Source organism: Bacillus cereus group sp. MYBK5-2, from assembly GCF_051915685.1.
In the GTDB taxonomy this organism is placed as follows: Bacteria; Bacillota; Bacilli; order Bacillales; family Bacillaceae_G; genus Bacillus_A; species Bacillus_A cereus.
The window spans coordinates 339,366-364,340 of the sequence record NZ_JBQAFE010000001.1; the positions used below are offsets into that span (position 1 = coordinate 339,366).

Sequence of the window (24,975 nt, forward strand, 5' to 3'; positions counted from 1 at the left end):
AATACTTATTCGCCAATAAACATATATAAGTTATTTGGCTTTATAATAGCATCTCCTGCATAAATAACCCACTCTGTTAAGTTATCAAAATCTAAATGATAACTATTTCCTTCACTCATATCCTCTATAAAATATGGTTCATTAATGAGTATTCCTTGAATGAAATCTTCCGTAATGTTTTGCATTTCAAACCACATATGTTCACTTTTTCCTTCTTCGTAGGAGACACCAAACTTAGCAAGGAAACGAAAATCTTCATTTGATTGTTCAATGTGAAAAATGTTGCTGAAATACCCGAAAGTATTTTTCGCATTGTAAGCCATACGATCGGTTTCACTATTTGTTTTATAGAACATGAGCCCTGTAGCTTCCTCGTGTTCTTTGAAAAAACTTTCAATATATTCTTCTGAAGTATTAAATTTGAATAAGAGAACGGATGGAGATTGATGGTATTCATCTCGGGCATCCATTCCGCCTAAGAATGTATTTTGTGCATCTATTGGCTGTAATTTCACTTCTTCATCCTCGATTGAAGATAATTGGTCCATACTCGTTTTATGCCCTATATAAGATAATCCTTTCTCCCACGGAACAGCGACTGTATGTATAGAACCTTGCTGACTATGCGCGATAACGATAGGCTCATTCATAGGGACTTGTCCATTCTCAACGGCATTATTAGCAAATGTTTGAAAGAGATCGCCAATGCCGTAGTAGGAAGAAATACGATTTGGAATAATTAACTCTATTTCAGTTACGCCCGCTCTTAAAAGGCCGTGTGTATGAAACCAATATTGCGTAGGCTCGCCTTCTTTATCGTCTTCATAAACGGAATGAATAACGTATAAGTCAGGAATGTCAGGTAATAATTCATTTTCAACGTGATATTCAATATAGTTTCTAGATATCACTTTCATTGCTGCACTTGAATCGATTACAAATAACAAATCTGGGGCGAGGTTCCATAAAAATTGTATTTGCTGGAAAAAGCAGTCGAGTACATCGCCTACAAATAGCGTACGAGTGAAAATTTCAGTACCGAAAGCCGCATCTTCAAAATTACGATCTACAATTGTAGAATCTTGTCTATTGTACATTTTATATTCTTCTGGGTCATTCGCCTCATCAATATGCAGTTCATACGGTATGATTGTTTCATCCATATGTAACTCAACAATAAGGCTTGTCTCATCACTATAAACAATTTTTAACTCATCAACTTTAGTAGCGATATTTTCTAGCCGTTGTTTTAACTGCTCAATTGTAATTCTAGTTGGTATAACAGCAATCATATCTGAAAAATGACGTTCTAATGTTCCATTCATAGCTGCGCGGTATGTTTCTGTTTGCACTTCCATCCAATCACTCCTATTCAAATGAATCCATTTTACATGCCAATCAAATGTCGATATTTTCTGTTTTCTCTCTCTAACATTATAGAGTGCATTTGTAGAAGGTGTAAAATTATTATTTTGTATTATAGTTTGAAAGCTTGTAAATTAAATAAATCTTTTGTAAAATTTGTCGAAAAATAGTTCTATATAACGAATCATTTGTTATGATAGAAATGCTGAGAAAATATGAAATAGGGAGAGGAAAATGGCTGTGAAGAAATTGTTAAGCGTCTTTTTATCATTCTTGCTATTGCTTTCATTTACTGGAACTTTAGCGCAAGCAGAAGAAACTGCTTCTATGTCAGTAGAAAAAGCAATTCAAGTATTTAAGCAGCAAGGAAAAACGAAGGGGATTGTGGAAGGCTATATTGTCGGATATACGCAAAGTTCTTCTAAATATACGAAGGATCCAGCTAAGTTTGATGATACAAACGTAGCAATTGCAGATTCGCCAAACGAAACGAATCCAGACAAAATCATGCCCGTTCAGTTGCCAAAAGGTGATGTGAGAACGGCAGTGAATGTAAAAGATCACCCTGAAAATATCGGGAAGAAAGTTAGTTTGACTGGGACTCTTGAATTATATTTTAGTAACTCAGGCCTAAAATCAGTAACAGCTTATAAGTTTCAAGGTGAAGGACAAAATCGTGTTAGCGATGTAGTAGCTTCACCGAACGGCGGAGAAGTTGCTAAAGGAACAGCGGTAACATTAACGACGAATACAGAAGGCGCAACAATCTACTATACGTTAGATGGCTCTAATCCTACTAATAAAAGTGTTCTTTATAATGGACAAATTATAGTGAATGAAAATAGTGTAGTGAAAGCAATCGCAGAAAAAGAAGGACTTACTTCTTCAGCAATTTCGACATTTTCATTTATTATCGTAAATAATGAACAGGTTCGTATTCATGACATTCAAGGAAAATCACATATGTCTCCTTACAACGGGAAGAAAGTAAACAATGTGGAAGGCGTTGTCACAGCGCTTGATAAAAACGGCTTTTATATAGAAGATAATCAGCCAGATAATGATCCAGCTACTTCAGAAGGTATGTACGTATATAAAAAAGATGCGAATGTAGCAGTAGGAGATCTTATTCAAGTTGATGGAGTAGTAGAAGAATATGTTGGACCAGGATATGCAGAGCGATTTGAAACAGACTTAACGACGACAGAAATTAAGGCGAGTCGCGTGGCTGTAATCGCAAAAGATCAATCTTTGCCGGCACCGATTGTACTTGGGGAAAACGGTGTGAAAATCCCGGACCAGATTATTGATAATGATGCATTTGGTTTATTTGATCCAAATGAAGATGCAATCGACTTTTATGAAAGTATAGAAGGTATGCGTGTTACGATGCCAACACCAAAAATTATTACACCTCAGAAAAACGGAAATTTATATGTAACAGTAAAAAATGGTGGAGATAAAATAGTAACACAATATGGCACACCTCTATTAGATGAAAATCAATTAAACCCAGAGCGCCTTTCTGTAAAAGTACCTCGTGATTATGTAGCAAAAGTAGGAGATACTTTCACTGGAGATATAACAGGGGTAGTAGGATATGATTACGGTTCTTTCCGTATTTCGCCAATAACAGAACTGCCAGCTGTAGTGGATGGTGGATTTAAGCAAGTAGGCGCAAATATTCAGCCACGTCTTGATAAGTTAACGGTTGCTACATATAACATTGAAAACTTCTCAGCGAATAAAAAAGAAACAACAGATGAAAAGGTAAAAGCGCTAGCGTATTCTATTAAATACAACTTAAAAATGCCAGATATTATCGGTGTAGAGGAAATGCAAGATAATAACGGATCAATTAATGACGGTACAACAGATGCGTCATTAAGCGCAAAACGTATCATTGATGCAGTGCTAGAAATTCGTGGACCGAAGTATGAGTATGTAGAAATCGCTCCAAACAATAATCAAGACGGAGGAGCACCAGGAGCGAATATTCGCGTCGGCTTCTTCTATAATCCATCACGCGTGAAATTAGCGACGGTACCGAAGTTACTTGATAAAAATGTTGTTCGTATTGGAGACGAAAATCCATTATTTGAAAGTACACGTAAACCGTTAGCGGCAGAATTTACGTTCCAAGGACAAAACATTGTTGTCGTTGCAAATCACTTAAACTCAAAACTAGGAGATGCAACGCCATTTGGAAAAGTGCAGCCGCTCGTATTAAAAAGTGAAGACAAACGAATTCAGTTAGCACAAGAAGTAAATCATTTCGTGCAAGGAATTCAGAAAAAGAATACGAATGCACCAGTTGTCGTGTTAGGTGATATGAACGATTTCGAATTCTCTAAACCACTAAAAACACTAGAGGGAACAATCTTAAAAGATATGTTAAACACAGTGCCAAAAGAGAATCGTTACACGTACATTCACGAAGGAAATGCACAAGTGTTAGATCATATTTTAGTAACAAATAATATCGCACCACACACAATTGTAGATCCAGTGCACTTAAACTCAAATATAATGAAAGAGCACGGACGTGTAAGCGACCATGACCCAGTACTTGCTCAAATTGATTTGAAGAAAGCTTCTTAAAGAAAGGAACGCTTAGGTGACTAAGCGTTCTTTTTTTGCATCGTTATAGAATAGTATAAAGAGATGATTCCTTTTTTTGTAATCTAATGATAAAATTGATTGAATATTTAGTTTTTTAATAAGGAGGACAACAATGCAGTTACAAATAAATGGAAAGGTAATGAATCAGTTTGCAATTTTTTTTAGTACGATCGTCATGCTTCAGTTTGTAGCTGATATAACAGGACTTACAAGCAATCTAGATATTACGTATAACTTAATACATACAGCAGCTTCTTATATAACATTTAGTTTGGCGGTTATTTTCACTTTAATAGGTGCAAGAAGAGAATTAAGTAAATATGCAATTGTTTCATTATGTTTAGTAATAGCGATTAAAGCGATTTATTTTGTAGCGGTTGTTATTTTATGGGGATTGGCAGATACACCGTAAGTGAATAGTAAATAAAACCCTAATTTCCAATATAGTAAGGAAATTAGGGTTTTATTATACTTGAAACGCCTTTCTACACCGCTCTCTTTTTTGCAACCTTCTTCTATATTTTTTTCTATCACGTTTTACTCCTTGTATATACATGATTAAGCTAACGAGGAGGAAAAAGGCACATTGTATTGTCAAAATATATGGTGACATGCCATGCAGCGGCTGCCTTGGATCATATAAATGAATAGGTGCTCCGCCTATTGTAGGGAGTACCGTATTTAGCAGGACGTAAGGAATAGAGGTAGTTGCAAATGGAAATAGAAGCGCCATATAGTCCTTTTGGGACCATGCAGATGCAGCAAGTCCTAAAAGAGCCATCAAACCTGCAAATAAAAAATTAATTCCGATATATACAGCAATGTAAGTGATGGGAGAAGTTTCATATAAGTTTGCGAACATCCCGTTATCATTTATAATGCCTGAACCAGCCGTTGGTACTCCGTCTGGAATGGTTAATTTGCAAAATAATAACGATAAGATGAATGGAAATGTATAAAGAAGTCCGCCGCAAAAAAATGTAACGATATATTTCGTTACTGAATAAGAAAATAAAGAAATTTCTTTACTGACAAACGGTTTAAAACCATCGGACTTATCCGAGTTATAACTTGTACTAAAGGGAAGACTTGCAATAACTGGCATTAATAATAAATAAACATCCATTTCATTTCCACGAAATCCAATCCATTTAATATCCGTCGATATAGGTCCATTCGCAGCGTCTCCTAAATAACGAATTACATAATAATAATGATAAATACAAATAAGAACAAATCCACTAAACATAATAATTAAAGAAACACGATTACAAAAAGCTTGCTTTATATTTAAACGAAGCGCACGCATCATGACTGAAAAAGCCTCCACTATTTTGATAAACTTGTCTATTTTCTATATTACTATTAATTGTAAAGATTTTCTTGTTTTTTTATTTGATTATTTGAAAAAGAGGAATTTTGTTGTTGTGAAGTAAGGTTTAGCTGAAATTAATTTTTCTAAAATATGGTTGACAATTAAGTATTACATTTGTAATCTTAATTATAGATTACAAATGTAATACTTAGGAGTGAAACATACGATGACAAATCAATTACCTAAAATATCTGAAGCGGAATTAGAAATTATGAAAGTACTTTGGTCGAGTTCTCCGCAAACAGCGAATGAAATTATAGAAGAACTGGAAGATGCAATGGACTGGAAACCGAAAACAATCCGCACATTAATTAATCGATTAGTACAAAAGGAAGCCGTTTCTTACCATCAAGATAAAGGGCGTATGTACGCTTATTATCCGTTAGTATCACAACATAATTATTTGCAAGTGGAAACGAAATCTTTACTAAAACGTTTTTGCGGTGCAGCGTTTAAGCCATTACTTGTTAATTTCTTAAAAGAGGAGAAATTATCTTCAGAAGATATTAATGAATTAAAACGCATTTTAGATGAGAAGACAGAGGAGAATAAGAGGAAGGATCGATAAAAATGATAAACACGCTTATAAATGTATACCTTCCTCATTTTTTTGATTGGCTTATAGAAACGTCACTTATGGCTAGCATATTAGTCGGATTTATTTTATGTATAAAAGTTCTATTTAGAAATAAATTAACCCCCCGGTGGCAATATATGCTGTGGATCGTATTAATGATAAGACTCCTTTTACCGTGGTCGCCAGATAGCTCTTATAGCATTTACTCATTACTTTCTTATAGTTCTAGCGTATCGGAAGTTATTCCAAAAAATATGCCGGCTACTGAGAATATAGTGAACATAGAAAGCGACCGAAAAGTGGAATTGGAATCAAATTCTAAAATGGTGACAAAAACTAGCGAACCGGAAGTAAAAGTCAGTTCGGAAAAACAGACTACATTTTCTTTATACAAACTTGCTTTGTATGTGTGGCTAGCTGGGGTAATCATAGTAGCAGCCATCACGTTTCTTACAAATAGACGTTTATATTCTTACATAAAGAAACAACCGGATATTACGGACGAACAGGTCACTACAGTGTTTAATCGCTGTAAGCAGTCTATGAAAATGAAGAAGGCAGTTTCATTACGTCTTGCAGGAAAGATTGCAAGTCCAACGGTTTTTAGTTTCTTTCGCCCGAAAGTATTACTATCAAAAAAACATATGAAAGTATTAAATGAACAACAATTACAATATGTCTTTTACCATGAGTTAGCTCATATTAAGAGAAACGATGTAGCTGTAAATTGGATTATGTACAGTTTAATCCTATTAAATTGGTTCAATCCGATTCTTTGGTACGCCTATTTTTGTATGCGAGAAGATCAAGAATTAGCCTGTGATGCATATGCACTTACTTTTATAGATAAAGAGGAACAAATTGCATACGGACATACAATTATTACCCTTCTACAACACTATTCCTATCAAGTACCAAGCCTAGCAAATTTAAGTAGAAATAAACGAACACTAAAAAGGAGAATCATTATGATTAAAAAATTCCAAAAGAAATCGTATCGTCTTTCTTTACTTGGAGTGATTGCGATAGCAGCTATAGCAGGCGGATTTTTATTAAATGCAAGGATAACTGAGGGAGATGAAAGACAGGAAGAAAAGATTGTAGAAAAAAAGCAACATAAAGCGGCTTTTGAAGAAGCGATAGAAACAGTATTAGGTACACCAGAGAATGCAAGTAGAGAATGGGGTATGTCGATAAAGTCATATAAAATGAATACAGATTTTTTGTATTTGGCAGAAAAGAATTTTACGAAAGAAGAATTTGAGCAGTATGTTCAATTATTTAAGGAAGCGCAAGAAATTCATAAGAAAGCAATGGTTAAGAAAAATGTGCCTGAGAATTATGATGGAGATACAAAGGAATATAAACCTGAACGCTTGAAGAAAGCTGATCAAGAAAGACTAGCTACTATTGAGAAGACATTAAAGCCGCTTGAAGATAAGCTGGAGAAGTCTTTAACATATACTATAGAAGAAGCAAAAGAACATGTACCGTATCAAATTAAGCAGCCGACTTATATACCAGAAGGTTATGAGCTAAAGAGAGAATGGGCTGACTCATATTTTGGAAGAGATGTAGAATTAGTTATTAAATCAGAATATACAAAAGGGAAATATGGTTTTACGATTTATCAGTCAAGGATGTATATGGATGGTAATGGTAATGGTGGTAAGGATCCACTACACTATATGATGCCTGGAGAAGAGAATTTAGAAAGTTATAGTTTAGACGGGAAAGGAATGGTCTATAATAAATCTTCTCATGGAGAGGGGAAGTTAAGAGGCCTTAAAATGTTTGTACCAGCACAAGGTAAGAATAGTGATTATCAAATTGTCATAGTGAATGATATTTTTACAAGAGATACAAAGATATACGAAGAGATAATCGATGATGAGCTAACTAAGAAAGAAATGGAGAAAATATTACTTTCTATGTCAAAATAATAGACAGTGTTCTTAAACCTTTGGTTTTAAGAACACTGTCTATTTTATTAAATTTCTAGTGGGATCTAGTCAGCAATTATTTACGAATATATTCTAGCTTTCCATACAAGTATACTTTTTGATAAACTATGGACAGTATGATATAACTTGACTGGAATCTTTTATACTGGAAATAATAAAAAGAGAACTTGTATAGAATGTAAGCGTGTGGTAATATCAAAGATGTACTGATTGACTATATCGTCCGATTGGTCATTTTTGGAGGTGAAGATGTGGCGATAGATCGAAAACGTTCTATTATTGAAGCTGCAACAAAGTCTTTTTCAGCGTTCGGTTATAAAGCAACAACGATGGATCAAGTAGCGAAGTTAGCGAATGTAGGAAAAGGAACGATTTATACTTTTTTCAAAAATAAAGAAGAGCTATTTGGTGAAATTATTTCTAATTTAATTACAGAAATGAAGCAAGTTGCAGAAAGTGCAATTCGTTCAGATGTTTCATTTTTTGAAAATGTACATAGAGCATTATATAGCATCTTGGAATTTAGAAAAGAACATCAGCTTATGATTAAATTAATTCAAGAAGAGCGCGATATGGGAACGAAAGAAGTACAAGAAGTTATGCAACAAGTTGATGTGGAAATCGTTTCTGTTATTCAATCGTATTTAAAGATTGCGATTGAAAAAGGTGAAATTAGCAAATGTGATCCAGAAATTACAGCATTTATTATGCTTCGTCTATATGTATCGCTTATTTTTGATTGGGAAAAAAATCATGAACCGCTAGAAAAAGAAAAAATTGCAGAGTTATTTGAACTTTATTTACTAAAAGGATTGTCAAACTAAGATAATCCTTTTAATTTTATAAAAAATGACCGAATGAACAATGTGGTCATATATTTAAGTTAAGGGGGGATATAGAAAAAATATAATCATAATGAGAAAAAGTTGCATAGTAATAAATTCGGGGATAAGGCATATGTATGAACAAGTATAGCCTTTTTGTTTGGGTAAAAATGACTATATGAACATTTTGGTCATTTTATAAAAGGGGGAGAAATTATGAAAGGTAATCAGTTACTTCGGAAAGAGTTCACGGAAATTATAAAAAGTAAAAAAATATTAATTCCAATTATTGCGGTCTTATTCGTACCGATTTTATATGCAGGGATGTTTTTGTGGGCCTTTTGGGATCCGTATAAACAGTTAGATGACTTACCAGTTGCAGTAGTCAATTTAGATAAAGGCGCAGTATTTGATGGGAAACCAATTGAGGTCGGAAAAGGGCTCGTTGATAATTTAAAAGATAATAAAAGTTTTAAATGGGAGTTCGTAAGTGAAAAAGAAGCAAAGAAAGGAATGGAAGGTAGAAAGTATTACATGTTAGTGCGCATTCCAGATGACTTCTCAAGTAACGCTACAACGTTACTAAAAGACAATCCAAAGCCATTAAACTTAGAGTACATTCCAAACGAAAGTTTAAACTTCTTATCTTCACAAATTGGAGGAACAGCCATTGAAAAGATTAAAACTGAAGTATCAAGCACGTTAACGAAAACATATGCAGAGAAAATGTTCGATTCTATTAAAGACGTCTCAAAAGGATTAGCAGATGGAGCGGAAGGGGCAAGTAAACTACACGACGGATCAAGTGAATTGCATGATGGTTCAAGTAAAGTGACGGATGGCCTTCATACACTTCAAGGGAAGTCTGGGGAGATGAAGGATGGAGTTCAGAAATTAGCGGATGGATCTAATAAATTAGTAGATGGGTCAGGCAAAGTAACAAACGGTTTAAATGTGCTAAATAGTAAAACAGGTGAAATGCAGGTAGGTATAGGGAAATTAGTAGATGGGTCAGGCAAAGTAACAAATGGTTTAAATACACTAAATAGCAAAACAGGTGAAATGCAGATAGGTATAGGGAAATTAGTAGATGGGTCAGGCAAAGTAACAGATGGTTTACATGCATTAAATAGCAATGCAGGTATTGGGAAACTAGTAGATGGATCAGGTAAAGTAACAGATGGTTTACATGCATTAAATAGCAATGCAGGTATTGGGAAATTAGTAGACGGATCGGGCAAAGTAACAGACGGTTTAAATACGTTAAATAGTAAAACGGGTGAGTTGCGTGATGGATCTGAGAAAGTGACCGGTGGCTTGAACAAATTAGTAAGTAAATCCGGTGAATTAAAAACAGGAACAACGGACCTATCAAATGGTATGGGAAAACTCGTTGAAGGGCAAAGCCAATTAGAGAAAGGTTCTCAAGCGATCCAAAAGGGATTGCAAGAGTTAAATAGTAACGTACAAAAGTCTGCTGCAGGCTTAGAGGAAATGCAGTCGAAAGTTCCTTCTATATTGAATACAGTAAATGAAAAAATAGATGGAGCTGGGGCGAATGTAAATCAGTTAAATGAACTTACACAATCAACAGCAGGAGATGCAAAAAATGCAGCACAAGAGGTAGCGAATTTACAAAAGCAAATTGAAAGTTTACCAAAAGAATATCAAGAGCAGTTACAACCGTTCATAACAAGTGCTGTAAAAAGTACAGCGACAGTTCAGCAAAAGGCTGCCGGAGTAGCAGGTGGAACAAATAAACTAAATGAAGAAGTAAAACAATTAAAGGGCGAAATACATCAAACAACAAATGGGTTGCAAAAAAACTTACCAAATCCAGCAGGGATAAAAACTCTAGCAGGTGGTATTGAGAAACTAACGAGCGCACAAAATGAATTTGTTAGTAAGTTTCATGGATTTGGTGAGGGATTAGATAATGCAAAAATAGGTGCCGATAAATTAAAAGATGGATCAGTTCAATTAATTGATGGAGTAACGCAATTACAAAGTGGCTCTGGAAAAGTGACAGCAGGATTAGGTCAATTATCTGCAGGAGTAAATCAATTAGCAGATGGGTCTGGTCAAGTAACAGGCGGTTTAGGAACATTATCTGTAGGAGTATCCAAATTAGCAGATGGGTCTGGTCAAGTAACAGGCGGTTTAGGGACATTATCTGTAGGTGTAACGAAATTAGCAGATGGCTCAAGCCAAGTAACAGGTGGTTTAGGAACATTATCTGCAGGAGCAAACCAAATGGCAGGTGGCGTAAATCAATTAGCAGATGGTTCAAGCCAAGTAACAGATGGTTTAGGAACATTATCTGTAGGAGCAAACCAAATGGCAGGTGGCGTAAATCAATTAGCAGATGGATCTAATCAAGTAACAACTGGCTTAGGTACTCTAAATGGTGGCCTAAATAAAATGTCAACCGGCTCAACCCAGCTAATCGACGGCGTAAATAAACTAGCAGACGGATCTGGTCAAGTAACAGATGGCCTCGTAAAAGTAAACGATGGTTCAGGTGAACTTGCTGAGAAACTTGGCGAAGGGGCAGAGAAAACTGGTGAAGTGAAAGGAACAGATAAAACGTATGATATGTTTGCAAGTCCTGTAAAAGTGAAGACGGAGAAAATGGCGGAAGTTCCTAACTACGGAACTGGATTTACGCCGTATTTCCTATCACTCGGTTTATTCGTTGGGGCATTACTATTATCAATCGTATATCCATTACGTGATACAGTAGGAGTTCCAAAATCAGGATTTAGTTGGTTTATTAGTAAGTTCGGTGTTTTACTATCAGTTGGTATTATTCAAGCGATAGTAGCAGATGTTATATTACTGTTCGGATTGGGTGTAGAAGTACAAAGCATTCCATACTTCATACTCTTTAGTATCATTACAAGTTTAGCATTTATCGCATTAATTCAATGTTTAGTAACAGCATTCGGTGATGCAGGCCGTTTTATTGCCATTATCACATTAATTATGCAGCTTACAACGAGTGCCGGAACATTCCCGCTAGAATTGATTCCGAAGTTTTTACAACCATTCAATGCTTGGTTACCGATGACATACTCTGTATCAGGATTGAAAGCAGTCGTATCGAGTGGAGACTTTGACTTCATGTGGCAAAACATAGGAATGCTCATGATCTTTATCGTTGTATTATCACTTGGAACGATCGCTTCCTTAACTTTGATGCACAAACGACAATTTAAAAATGTTGCTGAAAATCAATCGGTTGAAGCGTAGATAAAAGCACCTTTTTGGTGCTTTTTTATTTTAATAGAGGGCACATCTTTTCCTTAGTTCATCTATAAATCTTTCTAAAAGCTATAGAAACGAAAGAAAAGGAATTACAACAATTTACAGAGAAACATAGGGTAGAGGAGTTGATATGATGAAAGGCAATCTTACTTATTATTTTATCGTAAATCCGCTAATAATCTTTCTTGTTTATGCCCTTTCACCTATATTGTTTGATAAAGAAGTATATACAAGTATGAAAGATGCATTTGGAATACTTACGTTCTATGTAGTAAGTCTATGAACGCTTCAACATTCGAACTTGTAATGTATCCAAGCGTTATATATTCATCTTCATAGTAAAATATTATTTTTTTGTCAAAGATTCTTCTCTTCGTTTCTATGGATAGAATTTTTTCATAATCAAATTCGGCAATGAATGTGTTTTTATATTGGTTAAAAAAGAGAAGTCTTTGATTAGTAGCAAGTAACATGCCAGGATACGGGACTTTATGCGTAATCATATAGCCAGTAAGTGAACATTTTAAAGTAGATAAAATTTTTTCTTCTTTATGTAATAGTTGTTTTGCAGCTGTTAAGATTGGATTCATTGTATACATTCCTTTTATTTTGATATATGAATATTGTATCAAGAGTAAAAAGATTCTCAATATGTAATATTGCATATTGGCCGTTTTATAGTTGTAATATTATTTTTAAAAAGAAAAAGTACGAGGTGATTCAATGATACGGTTAGTAAAAGAGACTGATGCAGAAGCAATTATGAATATTAGAAAAGAAATTATATTATCGGAAACTACTACAAAATTTTTCATAGTATCCCCAAAGAAGTTACCGAATGATATGAATGCAGAAAGAGAAAAGATACGGAAAAGTAATGAGAAAGGTAATCTTTATATCGTGTATGAAGTAGATGGGAAGGTAGTTGGCTTTTTAATTTTCAATCGATATGAACTAGAACGGTTACAACACGCAGGCACAATGGGAATGGGGATTAAAGAGGCGTATTGTAATCAAGGCATAGGCACGAAATTAATTGAATTTCTTATTAGATGGGCGAAAGAGCAGAAAGGTTTAGAAAAAATTTGTTTAGGTGTAGTTTCTGTTAATGATCGGGCAATTAAAGTGTACAAACGTATGGGCTTTGTAGAAGAAGGCAGACAACGAAAGCAAATTAAATATGAAGATGGATCATATGGAGATGACGTATTGATGGGGTTTTATATTGAATAAAGGATATATGGTATTAAGAAAAGGAATGTACATAACGTAAATTTCTAAAAGCAGTATATTGCCCCTGCATTAACAGACTTTTACCTATGTATAATATTAATATAGTAAAATCATAACAACCGATATTGCAGTTTCCAATAATATACTATATAATCAATTTAAGAAAACGTTTTCATGCAAAGGGGGAGAATTTCGTGTCGACTATAGAGGACGTGGCGAAATTAGCGGGGTTATCAAGGACAACGGTTTCTAGGGTGATTAATAATCATCCATATGTTTCAGATGAGAAGAAAAAAAGGGTTCAATTAGCAATGAAGCATTTAGGCTTCGTTCCTAATTCTGCGGCGAGAAGGCTTCGTAAACAAAAAACGGAAACAATTGCGGTGCTAGTTCCAAGGATTACAAATCCTTTCTTCAGTAGATTTATCGAAGCAATCGAGATTGCTGCTTCTGAACATAAATATAAACTGATTATTTGTCAAACAAGATATTTACCGGAAAAAGAGATGGAGTATTTACAATTATTATCTACGAAGCAAGTAGATGGAATTATTTTATGTTCACTAGAAAATCCGTGGGAAGATGTAGAGCCATACTTACAGCACGGTCCAATCGTGTTGTGTAATGAATATATTGAGGAAGCAAATATTCCAACAGTGAAGTTTGATCATGCGCAAGGAGCATACATAGCTGCGAAGCATGTGTTAGATCAAGGATATCGTAATCTTATTTTTTGCCGTGGTAACGAAACCAAAGTCGTTAGCCAGCAGCGAAAAATGGGCTTTTTACGTGCAATAACTGAGAAGAGCCGCCAAGTAGAAGCGATTGACTTTCTTGAAAACGCTTTCTCTTGGGAAGATGGAAAACGAATATTCCATGAAGTATTAAAGGACAAAAAAAATCCTACCGCGATTTTGGCAGGAGGCGATGAGGTAGCAGCTGGAATTATCTCAGAGGCGAAACGCCATAACTGGAGCATTCCAGATGATCTCGCTGTTATCGGTTTTGATAATCAAATATTATCACAGATTACAGAACCAGGTATTACGACAATTGAACAGCCAATTGATGAAATGGCCCGAAAAGTTGTCGACCTAATGATGGATAAAATTCATACGAAAAATTATCGAAAAAAAGAATTGTATGAGTTTGAACTGGAGCTCTTGGTGAAAGGTTCAACGATGAAGGATAAGATGTTATTAGCCTAGTAGACTATGTCTGCTAGGTTTTTTTCTGTTCACAAACTACTATTCTTCGTGAACGCAATCATCACATTTGTTATGGTATGCTTCGTGCTGCTCATCAATTTCTTTCCCGCAGTGCGCACAAGTTTTCGTCGGTAAATTTCTGAAAAACTCCATTGGTTGATCGATCATGTCAATCCCTCCATTTCCATTTCTTACTATCATTGTATTAGTACAAAAAATAAAAGTCAACAACTGTTTTATAACAAAATTGAAAATTAATGAAAAAGTTTAGGAAATGGATTATAGTTAACAATGTAGGATGTAAGTAAAAAACTTTCTCAAGTACGGAGAAAAACTGCATTCCTACTCGGTTTTAGAAAGGATGGATACATATGAAAATGACTGTTGTCGGCTTTTGGGGCGGCTTTCCAGAAGCGGGAGAAGCAACGTCGGGGTATTTGTTTGAACACGATGGTTTTCGTTTACTTGTAGACTGTGGTAGTGGTGTACTAGCACAGCTTCAAAAATATATAACACCATCTGATATAGATGCAGTTGTACTATCGCACTATCATCACGATCATGTTGCAGATATTGGGGTATTGCAATATGCGAGATTAATTACGAGCGCGACAACAAGGCAACTACCAGAACTACCAATATACGGTCATACGTTTGATGAGAATGGTTTCCATTCTTTAACACATGAACCGCATACGAAAGGAATCGCGTACAATCCAGAAGAAACACTTCAAATTGGACCGTTCTCGATTTCATTCTTAAAAACTGTTCATCCTGTTACATGCTTTGCGATGCGCATTACAGCAGGTAGTGATATCGTAGTATACAGCGCTGATTCCAGTTATATTCCTGAGTTTATTCCATTCACGAAAGATGCTGATCTTTTCATTTGTGAGTGTAATATGTATGCACATCAAGAGGCTGCCAAAGCAGGGCATATGAATAGTACAGAAGTAGCAAGTATTGCAAAAGATGCGAATGTAAAAGAACTTTTATTAACGCACTTACCGCATACAGGCAACCCATCTGATTTAGTAACAGAAGCAAAACAAATTTTCAGTGGCCATATTACGCTAGCGCATAGTAGCTACGTATGGAACTCATGAGGTGATATGATGTTATTTATTGATAATAAAGGAATTACAGACCCTAGAATAAACTTAGCGATTGAAGAATATTGTGTGAAGAATTTAGATATTAACGAAACATATTTACTGTTTTACATTAATGAGCCTTCGATTATCATTGGTAAAAACCAAAATACAGTAGAAGAAATTAATGCTGATTACGTAAAAGAAAAAGGGATTCATGTCGTTCGTCGTCTATCAGGCGGGGGCGCAGTATATCACGATTTAGGAAACTTAAACTTCAGCTTTATTACGAAAGATGATGGAGACAGTTTCAGCAACTTCAAAAAATTCACAGAGCCTGTAACGAAAGCGCTTAGTAAATTAGGCGTAAATGCAGAACTAAGTGGTCGTAACGACATTTTAGCTGAAGGTAGAAAAATTTCGGGTAATGCGCAGTTCTCAACGAAAGGTCGTATGTTCAGTCACGGTACGTTACTATTTGACTCTGAAATCGATCACGTCGTATCAGCGTTAAAAGTAAAAATGGATAAAATCCAATCAAAAGGTATTAAATCAATCCGTAGCCGCGTTGCGAACATTACAGAGTTCCTAAACGAAGAAATGACGACAGAGGAGTTTAGACAACTTCTTCTAGAAACAATTTTCGAAGGAGAAACAGAAATCCCAACGTATGAATTAACAGAAAATGATTGGAAAGAGATCCACAAACTTTCTGAAGAACGTTACCAAAATTGGGATTGGAACTACGGAAAATCACCGAAGTTCAACTTACAACATTCACACCGCTTCCCAGTTGGACAAGTTGATGTTCGTCTTGAAGTGAAAAAAGGAACAGTAACAGAATGTAAAATTTACGGCGACTTCTTCGGTTCACTAGATGTTCATGATATCGAAGAGCGTCTAACAGGCGTTCAGTTCGATAAAGATGCATTCACTGCAGCTTTAGAAGGCGTAGATATTGCACGCTACTTCGGTAACATTACAACAGAAGATTTCTTACATTTATTCTTCTAAAAATGAGGGAGGCTTCCATAACGGGCAGCCTCTTTCTTTTTGCGTAGATTGTCAGGTTTTGTCGGTAAGTCGATATATTTGAAAAATCGCCGATATAAACCGAGTTGCGCTGATATATTTGGAAAATCGCCGATATAAATTGAGTTGCGCTGATATAACTGAAAAATCGCCGATATAAATCGAGCTGCGCTGATATAACTGAAAAATCGCTCATATAATTTCATTTACCACAAAACATAAAATCACAGGACATCTGCCTCTTATAAAGGAATATATATATTCAAAAGGAGGCGGATTGATATGAAAAGGGTGATGTACGTTTTATTATTACTCAGCTTCGTCATCGGAATGACAGCGTGTAACAGTGGATTGCCCTCAAGTCGTACAATTTTGTCTATCGGAAAACCGGCTGAGGATAATGTTATATATTTTACGCATACAGATAACAAACGAAAGATACATGATATACAAGACATGTTTCAAAATAAGAAGTGGAAAAGAAATGAAACATTCAGCACTGTTAATAAAACACCAGATGTCGTCTTATCAATAGATGAAAACAACAAAGGGTTACCGACGTTATATGTTACGGTGTATTTTCATGAAGATGGAGCGGACGCTCTTAACTTGCACGGCGAGCATACGACGTTAAATAAAGAGGAACTTAATAAACTTAGAGAAAAGATGAATGCATATTATCCTAAAATGATTTCTGGTCTAGTTTCATAAATTACTTACAAATAAAATCCCCTTATTTTTCCAAAGTAAACTAAGAGAAGGTGGTCTGTCTATATGCAGTTAATAGAATATCACTTGCCACTTTAATTTTCTTTTAATATAATTAATTTAGAATTTTTAAATATTCTAAATTTTATAAAGGTGGGGTTTTTGTGAATCTCGTTCAATCTTTGGCTGAAACGGCAAAAAAGAAGGGGGATAAACCGGCTTATATATTTATGGATCAGTCGGTCTCATATGACCAATTAAACAAAATGGTCACAAGGTTTTCTGGCAATTTAGCAGAAATGGGCATTGGAAAAGGGGACAATGTCGCATTAGTTGTTGGGAACTCACCACATTTTTTGGTCGGTTTATACGGAACAATGAAAGCCGGAGCAACTGTTATTCCAGTTAATCCAATTTATACAGCAGACGAAATGCATTATATTTTACAAAATGGAGATGTAAAAACAATCATCGTACTCGACGTCCTTCTACCTGTTATACAATCTCTTACAACAAGACTTCCTTCATTAGAAAACATCATCATATGCGAAACCTCATCAGATTTTAACCATACAGAAACCGAAAAAATGAAAACGTTTACTAGTTTTGTGGGGATTGGAGATACAACTTACGAAGGTCCTGAACTAGATGAAGAAGATGTAGCGGTTATCCTATACACTTCGGGCACAACTGGAAAACCGAAAGGCGCTATGTTAACACATAAAAATTTATATAGTAATGCGAGCGATGTGGCTTCGTATTTACAATATACGGCTGATGACCGTGTTGTTGCGGCACTGCCTATGTTCCATGTATTCTGTTTAACAGTTGCGGTAAATGCACCGATTGTGAACGGGGCAACGATTTTAATGTTACCGAAATTTAGTCCGAAAGAAGTATTCCGTATTTGTCGTACGTACGAACCAACGATCTTTGCTGGCGTACCGACGATGTACAATTATTTATATTTATTTGAAGAAGCAAGCGCAGAAGATGTGAAGACGCTTCGTCTTTGTATTTCCGGTGGTGCATCGATGCCTGTTGCTCTTCTACAAAACTTTGAAAAACGTTTTAACGTTATTGTTTCAGAAGGATACGGTTTATCAGAAGCATCACCAGTTACTTGTTTCAATCCGCTAGATCGTCCTCGTAAACCAGGGTCGATTGGCACAAATATTTGGCATGTGGAAAATAAAATTGTAAATGAACTTGGGGAAGAAGTACCTGTCGGCGCAGTCGGCGAATTAATCGTTCGCGGACCTAACGTTATGAAAGGATACTATAATGCACCAGAAGATACAGCTGCGACATTGAAAGACGGCTGGCTATATACAGGTGACTTGGCGAAAATGGATGAAGAAGGTTACTTCTATATCGTTGATCGTAAAAAAGATATCGTCTTAGTTGGCGGTTATAACGTATACCCTCGTGAAGTAGAAGAAGTATTATATACGCACGAATCAGTAGCGGAAGTTGTTGTAATCGGTGTTCCTGATGAAAACTTAGGAGAAGCAGTGCGAGCTTACGTCGTTCTGAAACAAACGAACGTAACAGAAGAAGAACTAATGCATTACTGTACGTTACATTTAGCGAAATATAAAGTGCCGAAAAGCATTGAGTTTTTAATAGAATTACCGAAGAATACGACGGGTAAGTTGTTAAGAAGAGCATTGAGAGAGAAAGCGATGCAAGTGTAAAAATGAGGCAACCATCTTTGAAGGTGGTTGCCTCATTTTTTTGTGCATTGATTAAGCTGTGGTGCCATATATTTAAAGCTTCATATGACCAACAAGGAGGAGATATACATAGAACAGAAGGGATTAACGCTTACGGCGAGTGCAATATCTTATTTGTAAAATTATGGATGAACTCTGAAAATGATAAGAACGGTAATTTTAATCAAAATGGAGTAATGAACCGTGAATCAATGGCTACGGTGTTAGTAAATGCATATAAATTAGAATGGAATGAAAATAGTAAGTTACCAAAAGAATTTGCTGATTTGAAAAATCATTGGGCTCGAAGTATGCCAATATTTTAGTTTAGCAAGAAAATTTAAAATCCAAGTTGACACATATGAATTACAGAATTAAAATGAAAAGAAATCGAATACAATACATTAGAAGCTAATCAGATAAACTGAAGGCGCACAATGTTCACATTTGTGAATATATTGTGTGCCTTTTTCTATTGTATAAACTAAGGGGGCTTAACGATGAAAAAGTGGGGTAAGGCAGCGTTTATGAAAAGTACAGGTGTTTTATTATCAGCAGTTGTACTTTTATCAGGGTGTGGTTCGGCAACATCCACTAGTAATTCTGAAGGAAGTGGGGATAAAAAAACAGTTGAGCTTTTAAATGTTTCTTATGATCCAACTAGGGAGTTATATCAAGATTTTAATAAAGATTTTGCGAAGTATTGGAAAGAGAAGCACGGGCAAACAGTAAATGTAAAACAATCACACGGGGGATCTGGAAGTCAGGCGCGTTCTGTTATTGATGGCTTAGAAGCAGACGTTGTTACACTAGCACTTGCTTATGATATTGATGCCATTAGTAAGAAAAAACAACTAGCAGAAGATTGGCAGAAGCGACTTGCGAATAATTCCACTCCATACACGTCAACAATTGTATTTCTTGTTCGAAAAGGAAACCCGAAAGGAATTAAAGACTGGGATGATTTAACGAAAAAAGGTGTGTCTGTCATTACACCAAATCCAAAAACATCAGGCGGAGCACGTTGGAACTATTTAGCGGCGTGGGGATACGCATTGAAAAAATATAATAATAGTGAAGATAAGGCGAAAGAGTTTGTTAGCCAAATTTATAAAAACGTAGAAGTATTAGATTCAGGAGCGCGCGGAGCAACGACAACATTTGTTGAAAAAGGAATTGGTGACGTATTAATCGCATGGGAAAATGAAGCGTTATTATCTCAAAAAGAGCTTGGAAAAGATAAATTTGAAATTGTAACCCCTTCTATTAGTGTACTTGCAGAACCACCAGTAGCGGTTGTAGATAAAGTCGTTGATAAAAAAGGAACGAAAAAAGTAGCAGAAGGGTATCTTGAATATTTGTACTCAGAAAAAGGACAGGAAATTGCGGCGAAAAACTTTTATCGTCCGCGTAATGAAAAAGTAGCAGAAAAATATGCATCTCAATTTCCGAAAGTTCAATTATTTACAGTAGATGAACTATTTGGTGGCTGGAAAAAAGCACAAGAAAAACACTTTAATGACGGCGGCGTATTCGATAAAATTTATCAAAAATAATGCGTACTGCTAAAGGGGGATGAGGTGAAAGAGGATGAGGAAGAAGCGTGTTTTACCAGGGTTTGGATTATCGCTTGGATTTACAATGTTGTACATGAGCTTATTCGTACTTATACCACTTTCTATCGTATTTATTCAAACTTCACAGTTAGGTTGGAAGAAGTTCGCTGGGGTTATAACGAACGAGCGTGTGTTGCATTCCTATCAAGTTAGTTTTACAACTTCATTTGCAGCTGCTATTGTAAATGCCATTTTCGGTTTATTAATAGCTTGGGTGCTCGTACGCTACAAGTTTCCAGGGAAACGACTATTAGATGGACTCATTGATTTACCGTTTGCACTTCCGACAGCTGTAGCTGGTATTACACTTACAACGCTTTATGCGGAAAATGGATGGATTGGGAAAATATTTAGTCTGTTTCATATAAAAGTAGCTTTTACACCAATCGGAATTATCGTTGCGCTTACTTTTATCGGTTTACCATTTGTCGTTCGAATGGTGCAACCAGTGCTGCAAAATATTGATAAAGAAGTAGAAGAGGCGGCTTCGAGTTTAGGTGCATCCCGCTTGCAAATATTTGTGAAAATCATTTTACCAGAAATCTTTCCCGCTCTTCTTGCAGGTTTTTCACTCGCATTTGCAAGAGCATTAGGAGAATACGGATCTGTCGTTTTCATCGCAGGTAATATGCCGATGAAAACAGAAATTGCGCCACTGATGATTATGACGAAACTAGAACAATATGATTATGCGGGGGCAACAGCTGTAGCAACCGTGATGCTTATTATTTCTCTCCTTTTCCTTCTTCTTATTAATATGATTCAAAGCTGGAGTAGAAGGCATGAACTAAAAAGTGAATAGGAGGAGAGAAAATGGAACCAACATTATTAGAAAAGAAAATAGTAAAAAGCGTATCAGCTAAAAAAGAATCTAAGCTTGTACCAGGCATATTAATTACGATTACAGTTTTATTTTTATCTCTCTTTCTATTACTGCCACTCATAACTATTTTTCTAAAAGCCTTTGAAAGAGGGATGGATGTATACATTGCCGCTATTACAGATCAAGAAGCATTTTCAGCAATTAGATTAACGCTTCTCGTTGCGTTAATCGTTGTGCCGCTTAATACGATATTTGGGGTAGCGGCCGCATGGCTTATTACAAAGTTTCAGTTTAAAGGAAAACAAGTATTACTCTCTCTTATTGAACTGCCGTTTGCTGTGTCACCAGTTATCGCAGGATTAGTATTCGTTTTACTTTTCACACCGAGGGGTGCTCTTGGCGAATGGTTACTTGAACATGGAGTGAAACTCATTTTCTCTGTACCAGGCATTATTATTGCAACAATCTTTGTAACCTTCCCGTTCGTTGCACGTGAATTAATTCCCATTATGCAGGCGCAAGGGAAAAGTGAAGAAGAGGCAGCTTTATCACTTGGCGCAAGTGGCTGGAAAATGTTTTGGCGCGTTACGCTTCCAAATATAAAATGGGGTCTTTTGTACGGCATGATTCTATGTAATGCCCGTGCTATCGGTGAGTTTGGAGCCGTTTCTGTCGTATCAGGTCACGTGCGCGGTATTACGAATACGATGCCGCTCCATATTGAAATTTTGTACAATGAATATCAATTTTCAGCAGCATTTGCAGTAGCGACGTTAATGTCATTAATTGCAGTGTTTACACTCGTTATAAAAAACTGGATTGAATGGCGAATGGAAAAACGACAATAAGAGGGGGATTACGGTGAGTATTCAAATTCAAGGTGTATCAAAGCAATATGGTACATTTCAAGCACTAACAGACATTCATTTGGATATTCCAAAAGGTGAACTTGTTGCCTTATTAGGCCCGTCAGGTTCTGGGAAAACGACGTTATTACGCATTATTGCAGGATTAGAAGAAGCGGATGGAGGCTCTGTTTCATTTGATGGGGAAGATCTAACAGACATTCACGTGAAAAACAGGCAAGTCGGTTTCGTCTTTCAGCACTATGCGCTCTTTAAACATATGAATGTATTTGAGAATGTCGCTTTCGGTTTAAAAGTAAGAAAGAAAAGCTTAAGACCGTCAGCAGAAGCGATAGAAGAAAAGGTAACAGAATTATTAAAGCTCGTAAAAATGGATGGCTTTGCTAAACGTTATCCAGCGCAATTATCTGGTGGACAACGTCAACGTATTGCACTAGCCCGGGCACTTGCAGTCGAACCGAAAATTTTATTACTTGATGAACCGTTCGGTGCACTCGATGCAAAGGTGAGAAAAGAATTACGAAGATGGCTCCGAAAATTACATGACGAATTTCAAATTACGAGCGTATTCGTAACGCATGATCAAGAAGAAGCGTTAGACGTTGCAGACCGCATCGTTGTAATGAATGAAGGCTGCATTGAACAAATGGGAACACCGGAAGAAGTATATGAAAACCCAGCAAGCCCGTTCGTTTACGATTTTTTAGGAAATGTAAATTTATTTCACGGCCGCGTTCATAAAGGAAAGCTAAATGTAGGATCGGTCGAACTAGAAGCACCAGAGCATAAGCACGTTTCCAACGTAGACGGAATAGCCTACGTAAGGCCGCATGACTTATCAATCTCTCGTACGAAACAAAGCATAGATGCAATCCCGGCAAAAGTATCTTATTCTCACGCAGTCGGAAATATCGTATATGTAGAATTAAAACGAGACGGAACAGATGAATATTTAGAAGCAGAAATTACGAAAGAACAGTTCAAGCAGCTGAACATTCAAGCGGGTGATTTCGTATACGTACAGCCGAAAGAAGTGAAAGTGTTTATTCCGGAGGATTTTGTAATTTAAGAGTGTTCACTCTTAAATTACAAAATCTATTAATAAGAAAAGGTCTCCTAAAATATCTTTTAGGAGACCTTTTCTTTGTTTATCGTAATAACTTTTTCTCATATGAAATGTAGTCGGAAGTTTGTATATATAATAGCGGAGCGTGTTCAAACAACTATTTGATACGAGTAGTAATGAAGATATTCTTCCTACGTTCTTACATAAAATTTTTAATTTTGGATATTTGTATCATATGTTTCTGCAACAAACACAAAGTCTACATGCTCTTTATCAATAAAAATACTTGTTTTAGATGGAAGACCTGTTATGGTAGAAACAATATCAACCTCAACAAGGTCAAATCCTACACGATAAGCATCTTCAATTTCAATTCCACCAGTTAGAAAATGCAATCCATCCCCAAATGACTTAAATACAAATACATTTTCTTTCAAACTTTTATTGTCCATTTCAATCCATTCTTCGTTAATATAAATCTTAAATGTTGTGCACTTTGGAACACACTCGATGTGATGTATCCCTTTATAACTATTAAGCGAAAACATATAGGTATGAGTTTCTTTAAAGTTAATATCTATCCCGTATTTAAAAGCAAAAGTTTTATATACCATCTCATAAAACAATGGCATTACAATATCATCCCATGCGTCATAGGCAAAAGCATGAATTGGTATTAGATGAGGATATAAACTTACAATCGCTTTTTGAAAATTAAGTAAGATGGTTGTATCTGTAATTTCTTTTAAAGAATCATCTATTTCATGATCATAATCTTTCGAAATTCTGTTATCAATCATATGACAAACTCCTTACATAGTCTTCTATATACTACGTTTTTCCGCATCATCAGTTTGTTCCTTCTTCAACTAAATTGCAAGTTTAACCGATGATTCCAAAAAGGCCCTTGTCTTATTTTATCAATCGTTAAATCGGATTGGGATACTACAAGCATAAATGAGAAAAGAAATCGTCTTTTCTTTTTTATGATAGATGTATTTATTTTTAAACTGCATTTACTTTACTCTTTATTTTATTTAGATTTGGATATGTAACATTATTGTGTTAAAAAATATTTCAGCGAGGTGAGTTTATGAAAGAAAAGAAATGGTATAGGCAATTAGTCGTAATGGTGTAGGAGTATCATCTAAGGCCATTTTAAATGCCGTTAAAACTGGCGAAAAAGTTATACAAAGTGGTGGTAGAGCTAAATCTACTAGTAAACAGGCTGTAGTAGTTTTAAATAAAAAAGGTAAAGTAATTACAACTTTTGCTAAGGGTTCAAAATAAACTGGGAAAGGAGAAGATAAGGTTGTTTAAATTAAATAAAGAGATGCAGATTTTATTGAAACAGACATTAGAATCACAAAATAAACATTTACTATAGTTAAATGTTTATGAAGACTTAAGTATGATAGAAACTGAAAAAATAAATAAATTGAGAGATATTATAGTAGATGAATTAATGGAAAAAGGTTTTGATGAATGAGACAATATAAACGATTTGGGAAGAGCATTAGAAGAGCTAATTGATATCTTAGGAAATTTAATACCCTAGAAAATGTTAAGCTGTATTGCAAAGTTTTTAGCAGATGGAAAGTTCCGTTAATTACAGAATGAAAG

The 24,975-nt window shown here is 35.6% G+C and carries 22 protein-coding genes and 1 pseudogene; 18 read left to right on the forward strand and 5 right to left on the reverse strand.

Features of this window, described 5'->3' with window-relative positions:
• Positions 1-5: 5 nt before the first annotated feature.
• The gene (locus tag ACTFP3_RS01900) at positions 6-1,358 is read right to left on the reverse strand and encodes a DUF4026 domain-containing protein (RefSeq protein ID WP_326035665.1); all 1,353 of its coding nucleotides are present in this window, start codon (positions 1,356-1,358) and stop codon (positions 6-8) included.
• A 241-nt stretch (positions 1,359-1,599) separates the two neighbouring features.
• Here ACTFP3_RS01900 and ACTFP3_RS01905 point away from each other — a divergent pair, with 241 nt between their 5' ends.
• Positions 1,600-3,966: a DUF6359 domain-containing protein gene (locus ACTFP3_RS01905; RefSeq protein WP_440009199.1), complete on the forward strand. Its 2,367-nt coding sequence runs from the start codon at positions 1,600-1,602 to the stop codon at positions 3,964-3,966.
• A 133-nt stretch (positions 3,967-4,099) separates the two neighbouring features.
• A complete protein-coding gene (locus tag ACTFP3_RS01910; protein ID WP_326035663.1) occupies positions 4,100-4,399 on the forward strand; it encodes a hypothetical protein in 300 nt (99 codons plus the stop codon).
• A 54-nt stretch (positions 4,400-4,453) separates the two neighbouring features.
• Here ACTFP3_RS01910 and ACTFP3_RS01915 read toward each other — a convergent pair whose 3' ends face one another.
• Positions 4,454-5,299: a membrane protein gene (locus tag ACTFP3_RS01915; protein WP_000984146.1), complete on the reverse strand. Its 846-nt coding sequence runs from the start codon at positions 5,297-5,299 to the stop codon at positions 4,454-4,456.
• 229 nt (positions 5,300-5,528) lie between these two features.
• On the opposite strand from ACTFP3_RS01915, the gene ACTFP3_RS01920 reads away from it, so the two are divergent.
• From ACTFP3_RS01920 to ACTFP3_RS01935, 4 genes are all read left to right on the forward strand, one after another.
• Positions 5,529-5,930, forward strand: a complete 402-nt coding sequence (locus tag ACTFP3_RS01920; protein ID WP_000184510.1) for a BlaI/MecI/CopY family transcriptional regulator — start codon at positions 5,529-5,531, stop codon at positions 5,928-5,930.
• 2 nt (positions 5,931-5,932) lie between these two features.
• Positions 5,933-7,882: a M56 family metallopeptidase gene (locus ACTFP3_RS01925; protein ID WP_033692705.1), complete on the forward strand. Its 1,950-nt coding sequence runs from the start codon at positions 5,933-5,935 to the stop codon at positions 7,880-7,882.
• 272 nt (positions 7,883-8,154) lie between these two features.
• Positions 8,155-8,727: a TetR/AcrR family transcriptional regulator gene (locus ACTFP3_RS01930; RefSeq protein WP_000963381.1), complete on the forward strand. Its 573-nt coding sequence runs from the start codon at positions 8,155-8,157 to the stop codon at positions 8,725-8,727.
• Between the two features lie 216 nt (positions 8,728-8,943).
• A complete protein-coding gene (locus tag ACTFP3_RS01935) occupies positions 8,944-11,979 on the forward strand; it encodes a YhgE/Pip family protein (RefSeq protein ID WP_440009202.1) in 3,036 nt (1,011 codons plus the stop codon).
• Positions 11,980-12,251: 272 nt separating this feature from the next.
• Here the strand turns inward: ACTFP3_RS01935 and ACTFP3_RS01940 are convergent, their stop codons facing one another.
• On the reverse strand, positions 12,252-12,584 hold the full coding sequence (locus ACTFP3_RS01940) for a PH domain-containing protein (RefSeq protein ID WP_139849522.1): 333 nt from the start codon (positions 12,582-12,584) through the stop codon (positions 12,252-12,254).
• Between the two features lie 133 nt (positions 12,585-12,717).
• Here ACTFP3_RS01940 and ACTFP3_RS01945 point away from each other — a divergent pair, with 133 nt between their 5' ends.
• On the forward strand, positions 12,718-13,227 hold the full coding sequence (locus ACTFP3_RS01945) for a GNAT family N-acetyltransferase (RefSeq protein ID WP_326035661.1): 510 nt from the start codon (positions 12,718-12,720) through the stop codon (positions 13,225-13,227).
• Positions 13,228-13,421: 194 nt separating this feature from the next.
• Positions 13,422-14,435 carry a LacI family DNA-binding transcriptional regulator gene (locus ACTFP3_RS01950; protein ID WP_000103715.1) on the forward strand — a complete coding sequence of 338 codons (1,014 nt, stop codon included), beginning with the start codon at positions 13,422-13,424 and terminating at the stop codon, positions 14,433-14,435.
• Positions 14,436-14,474: 39 nt separating this feature from the next.
• Here the strand turns inward: ACTFP3_RS01950 and yhfH are convergent, their stop codons facing one another.
• Entirely contained in the window at positions 14,475-14,603 is a 129-nt protein-coding gene (gene yhfH / locus ACTFP3_RS01955) for a protein YhfH (RefSeq protein WP_000567010.1), read from the reverse strand.
• Positions 14,604-14,806: 203 nt separating this feature from the next.
• Between yhfH and ACTFP3_RS01960 the strand changes: the two genes are divergently transcribed.
• The 9 genes from ACTFP3_RS01960 to ACTFP3_RS02000 all read left to right on the forward strand — a co-directional run bounded on the left by ACTFP3_RS01960 (position 14,807) and on the right by ACTFP3_RS02000 (position 23,355).
• A complete protein-coding gene (locus ACTFP3_RS01960; RefSeq protein WP_326035660.1) occupies positions 14,807-15,541 on the forward strand; it encodes an MBL fold metallo-hydrolase in 735 nt (244 codons plus the stop codon).
• 9 nt (positions 15,542-15,550) lie between these two features.
• The gene (locus ACTFP3_RS01965) at positions 15,551-16,540 is read left to right on the forward strand and encodes a lipoate--protein ligase (RefSeq protein WP_000897285.1); all 990 of its coding nucleotides are present in this window, start codon (positions 15,551-15,553) and stop codon (positions 16,538-16,540) included.
• Positions 16,541-16,840: 300 nt separating this feature from the next.
• On the forward strand, positions 16,841-17,269 hold the full coding sequence (locus ACTFP3_RS01970; protein WP_086412775.1) for a hypothetical protein: 429 nt from the start codon (positions 16,841-16,843) through the stop codon (positions 17,267-17,269).
• A 161-nt stretch (positions 17,270-17,430) separates the two neighbouring features.
• The gene (locus ACTFP3_RS01975) at positions 17,431-18,963 is read left to right on the forward strand and encodes a fatty acid--CoA ligase family protein (protein ID WP_326035658.1); all 1,533 of its coding nucleotides are present in this window, start codon (positions 17,431-17,433) and stop codon (positions 18,961-18,963) included.
• Between the two features lie 167 nt (positions 18,964-19,130).
• Positions 19,131-19,307, forward strand: a complete 177-nt coding sequence (locus ACTFP3_RS01980; protein WP_001986183.1) for a hypothetical protein — start codon at positions 19,131-19,133, stop codon at positions 19,305-19,307.
• A 174-nt stretch (positions 19,308-19,481) separates the two neighbouring features.
• Entirely contained in the window at positions 19,482-20,537 is a 1,056-nt protein-coding gene (locus tag ACTFP3_RS01985; protein WP_000758695.1) for a sulfate ABC transporter substrate-binding protein, read from the forward strand.
• Between the two features lie 34 nt (positions 20,538-20,571).
• A complete protein-coding gene (cysT, locus tag ACTFP3_RS01990; protein WP_001227877.1) occupies positions 20,572-21,399 on the forward strand; it encodes a sulfate ABC transporter permease subunit CysT in 828 nt (275 codons plus the stop codon).
• 11 nt (positions 21,400-21,410) lie between these two features.
• Complete coding sequence (cysW, locus tag ACTFP3_RS01995; RefSeq protein ID WP_000433826.1) at positions 21,411-22,268, forward strand: sulfate ABC transporter permease subunit CysW; 858 nt, start codon at positions 21,411-21,413, stop codon at positions 22,266-22,268.
• Between the two features lie 13 nt (positions 22,269-22,281).
• On the forward strand, positions 22,282-23,355 hold the full coding sequence (locus ACTFP3_RS02000) for a sulfate/molybdate ABC transporter ATP-binding protein (RefSeq protein ID WP_000027102.1): 1,074 nt from the start codon (positions 22,282-22,284) through the stop codon (positions 23,353-23,355).
• Positions 23,356-23,564: 209 nt separating this feature from the next.
• On the opposite strand, the gene ACTFP3_RS02005 is transcribed toward ACTFP3_RS02000, so the two are convergent.
• Positions 23,565-24,152 (reverse strand): hypothetical protein, encoded by a 588-nt coding sequence (locus tag ACTFP3_RS02005; protein WP_000566764.1) that lies wholly within the window; start codon positions 24,150-24,152, stop codon positions 23,565-23,567.
• A 512-nt stretch (positions 24,153-24,664) separates the two neighbouring features.
• On the opposite strand from ACTFP3_RS02005, the pseudogene ACTFP3_RS02010 reads away from it, so the two are divergent.
• Positions 24,665-24,910: pseudogene (locus tag ACTFP3_RS02010) on the forward strand (hypothetical protein).
• Positions 24,911-24,975 lie beyond the last annotated feature (65 nt).

Coding starts and splice junctions, on each gene's coding strand:
- ACTFP3_RS01900 (WP_326035665.1), bottom strand. CDS start 1,358: ATGGAAGTGCAAACAGAAACATACCGCGCAGCTATGAATGGAACATTA.
- ACTFP3_RS01905 (WP_440009199.1), top strand. CDS start 1,600: ATGGCTGTGAAGAAATTGTTAAGCGTCTTTTTATCATTCTTGCTATTG.
- ACTFP3_RS01910 (WP_326035663.1), top strand. CDS start 4,100: ATGCAGTTACAAATAAATGGAAAGGTAATGAATCAGTTTGCAATTTTT.
- ACTFP3_RS01915 (WP_000984146.1), bottom strand. CDS start 5,299: ATGATGCGTGCGCTTCGTTTAAATATAAAGCAAGCTTTTTGTAATCGT.
- ACTFP3_RS01920 (WP_000184510.1), top strand. CDS start 5,529: ATGACAAATCAATTACCTAAAATATCTGAAGCGGAATTAGAAATTATG.
- ACTFP3_RS01925 (WP_033692705.1), top strand. CDS start 5,933: ATGATAAACACGCTTATAAATGTATACCTTCCTCATTTTTTTGATTGG.
- ACTFP3_RS01935 (WP_440009202.1), top strand. CDS start 8,944: ATGAAAGGTAATCAGTTACTTCGGAAAGAGTTCACGGAAATTATAAAA.
- ACTFP3_RS01940 (WP_139849522.1), bottom strand. CDS start 12,584: ATGAATCCAATCTTAACAGCTGCAAAACAACTATTACATAAAGAAGAA.
- ACTFP3_RS01945 (WP_326035661.1), top strand. CDS start 12,718: ATGATACGGTTAGTAAAAGAGACTGATGCAGAAGCAATTATGAATATT.
- yhfH (WP_000567010.1), bottom strand. CDS start 14,603: ATGATCGATCAACCAATGGAGTTTTTCAGAAATTTACCGACGAAAACT.
- ACTFP3_RS01960 (WP_326035660.1), top strand. CDS start 14,807: ATGAAAATGACTGTTGTCGGCTTTTGGGGCGGCTTTCCAGAAGCGGGA.
- ACTFP3_RS01965 (WP_000897285.1), top strand. CDS start 15,551: ATGTTATTTATTGATAATAAAGGAATTACAGACCCTAGAATAAACTTA.
- ACTFP3_RS01970 (WP_086412775.1), top strand. CDS start 16,841: ATGAAAAGGGTGATGTACGTTTTATTATTACTCAGCTTCGTCATCGGA.
- ACTFP3_RS01980 (WP_001986183.1), top strand. CDS start 19,131: ATGAACTCTGAAAATGATAAGAACGGTAATTTTAATCAAAATGGAGTA.
- ACTFP3_RS01985 (WP_000758695.1), top strand. CDS start 19,482: ATGAAAAAGTGGGGTAAGGCAGCGTTTATGAAAAGTACAGGTGTTTTA.
- cysT (WP_001227877.1), top strand. CDS start 20,572: ATGAGGAAGAAGCGTGTTTTACCAGGGTTTGGATTATCGCTTGGATTT.
- cysW (WP_000433826.1), top strand. CDS start 21,411: ATGGAACCAACATTATTAGAAAAGAAAATAGTAAAAAGCGTATCAGCT.
- ACTFP3_RS02005 (WP_000566764.1), bottom strand. CDS start 24,152: ATGATTGATAACAGAATTTCGAAAGATTATGATCATGAAATAGATGAT.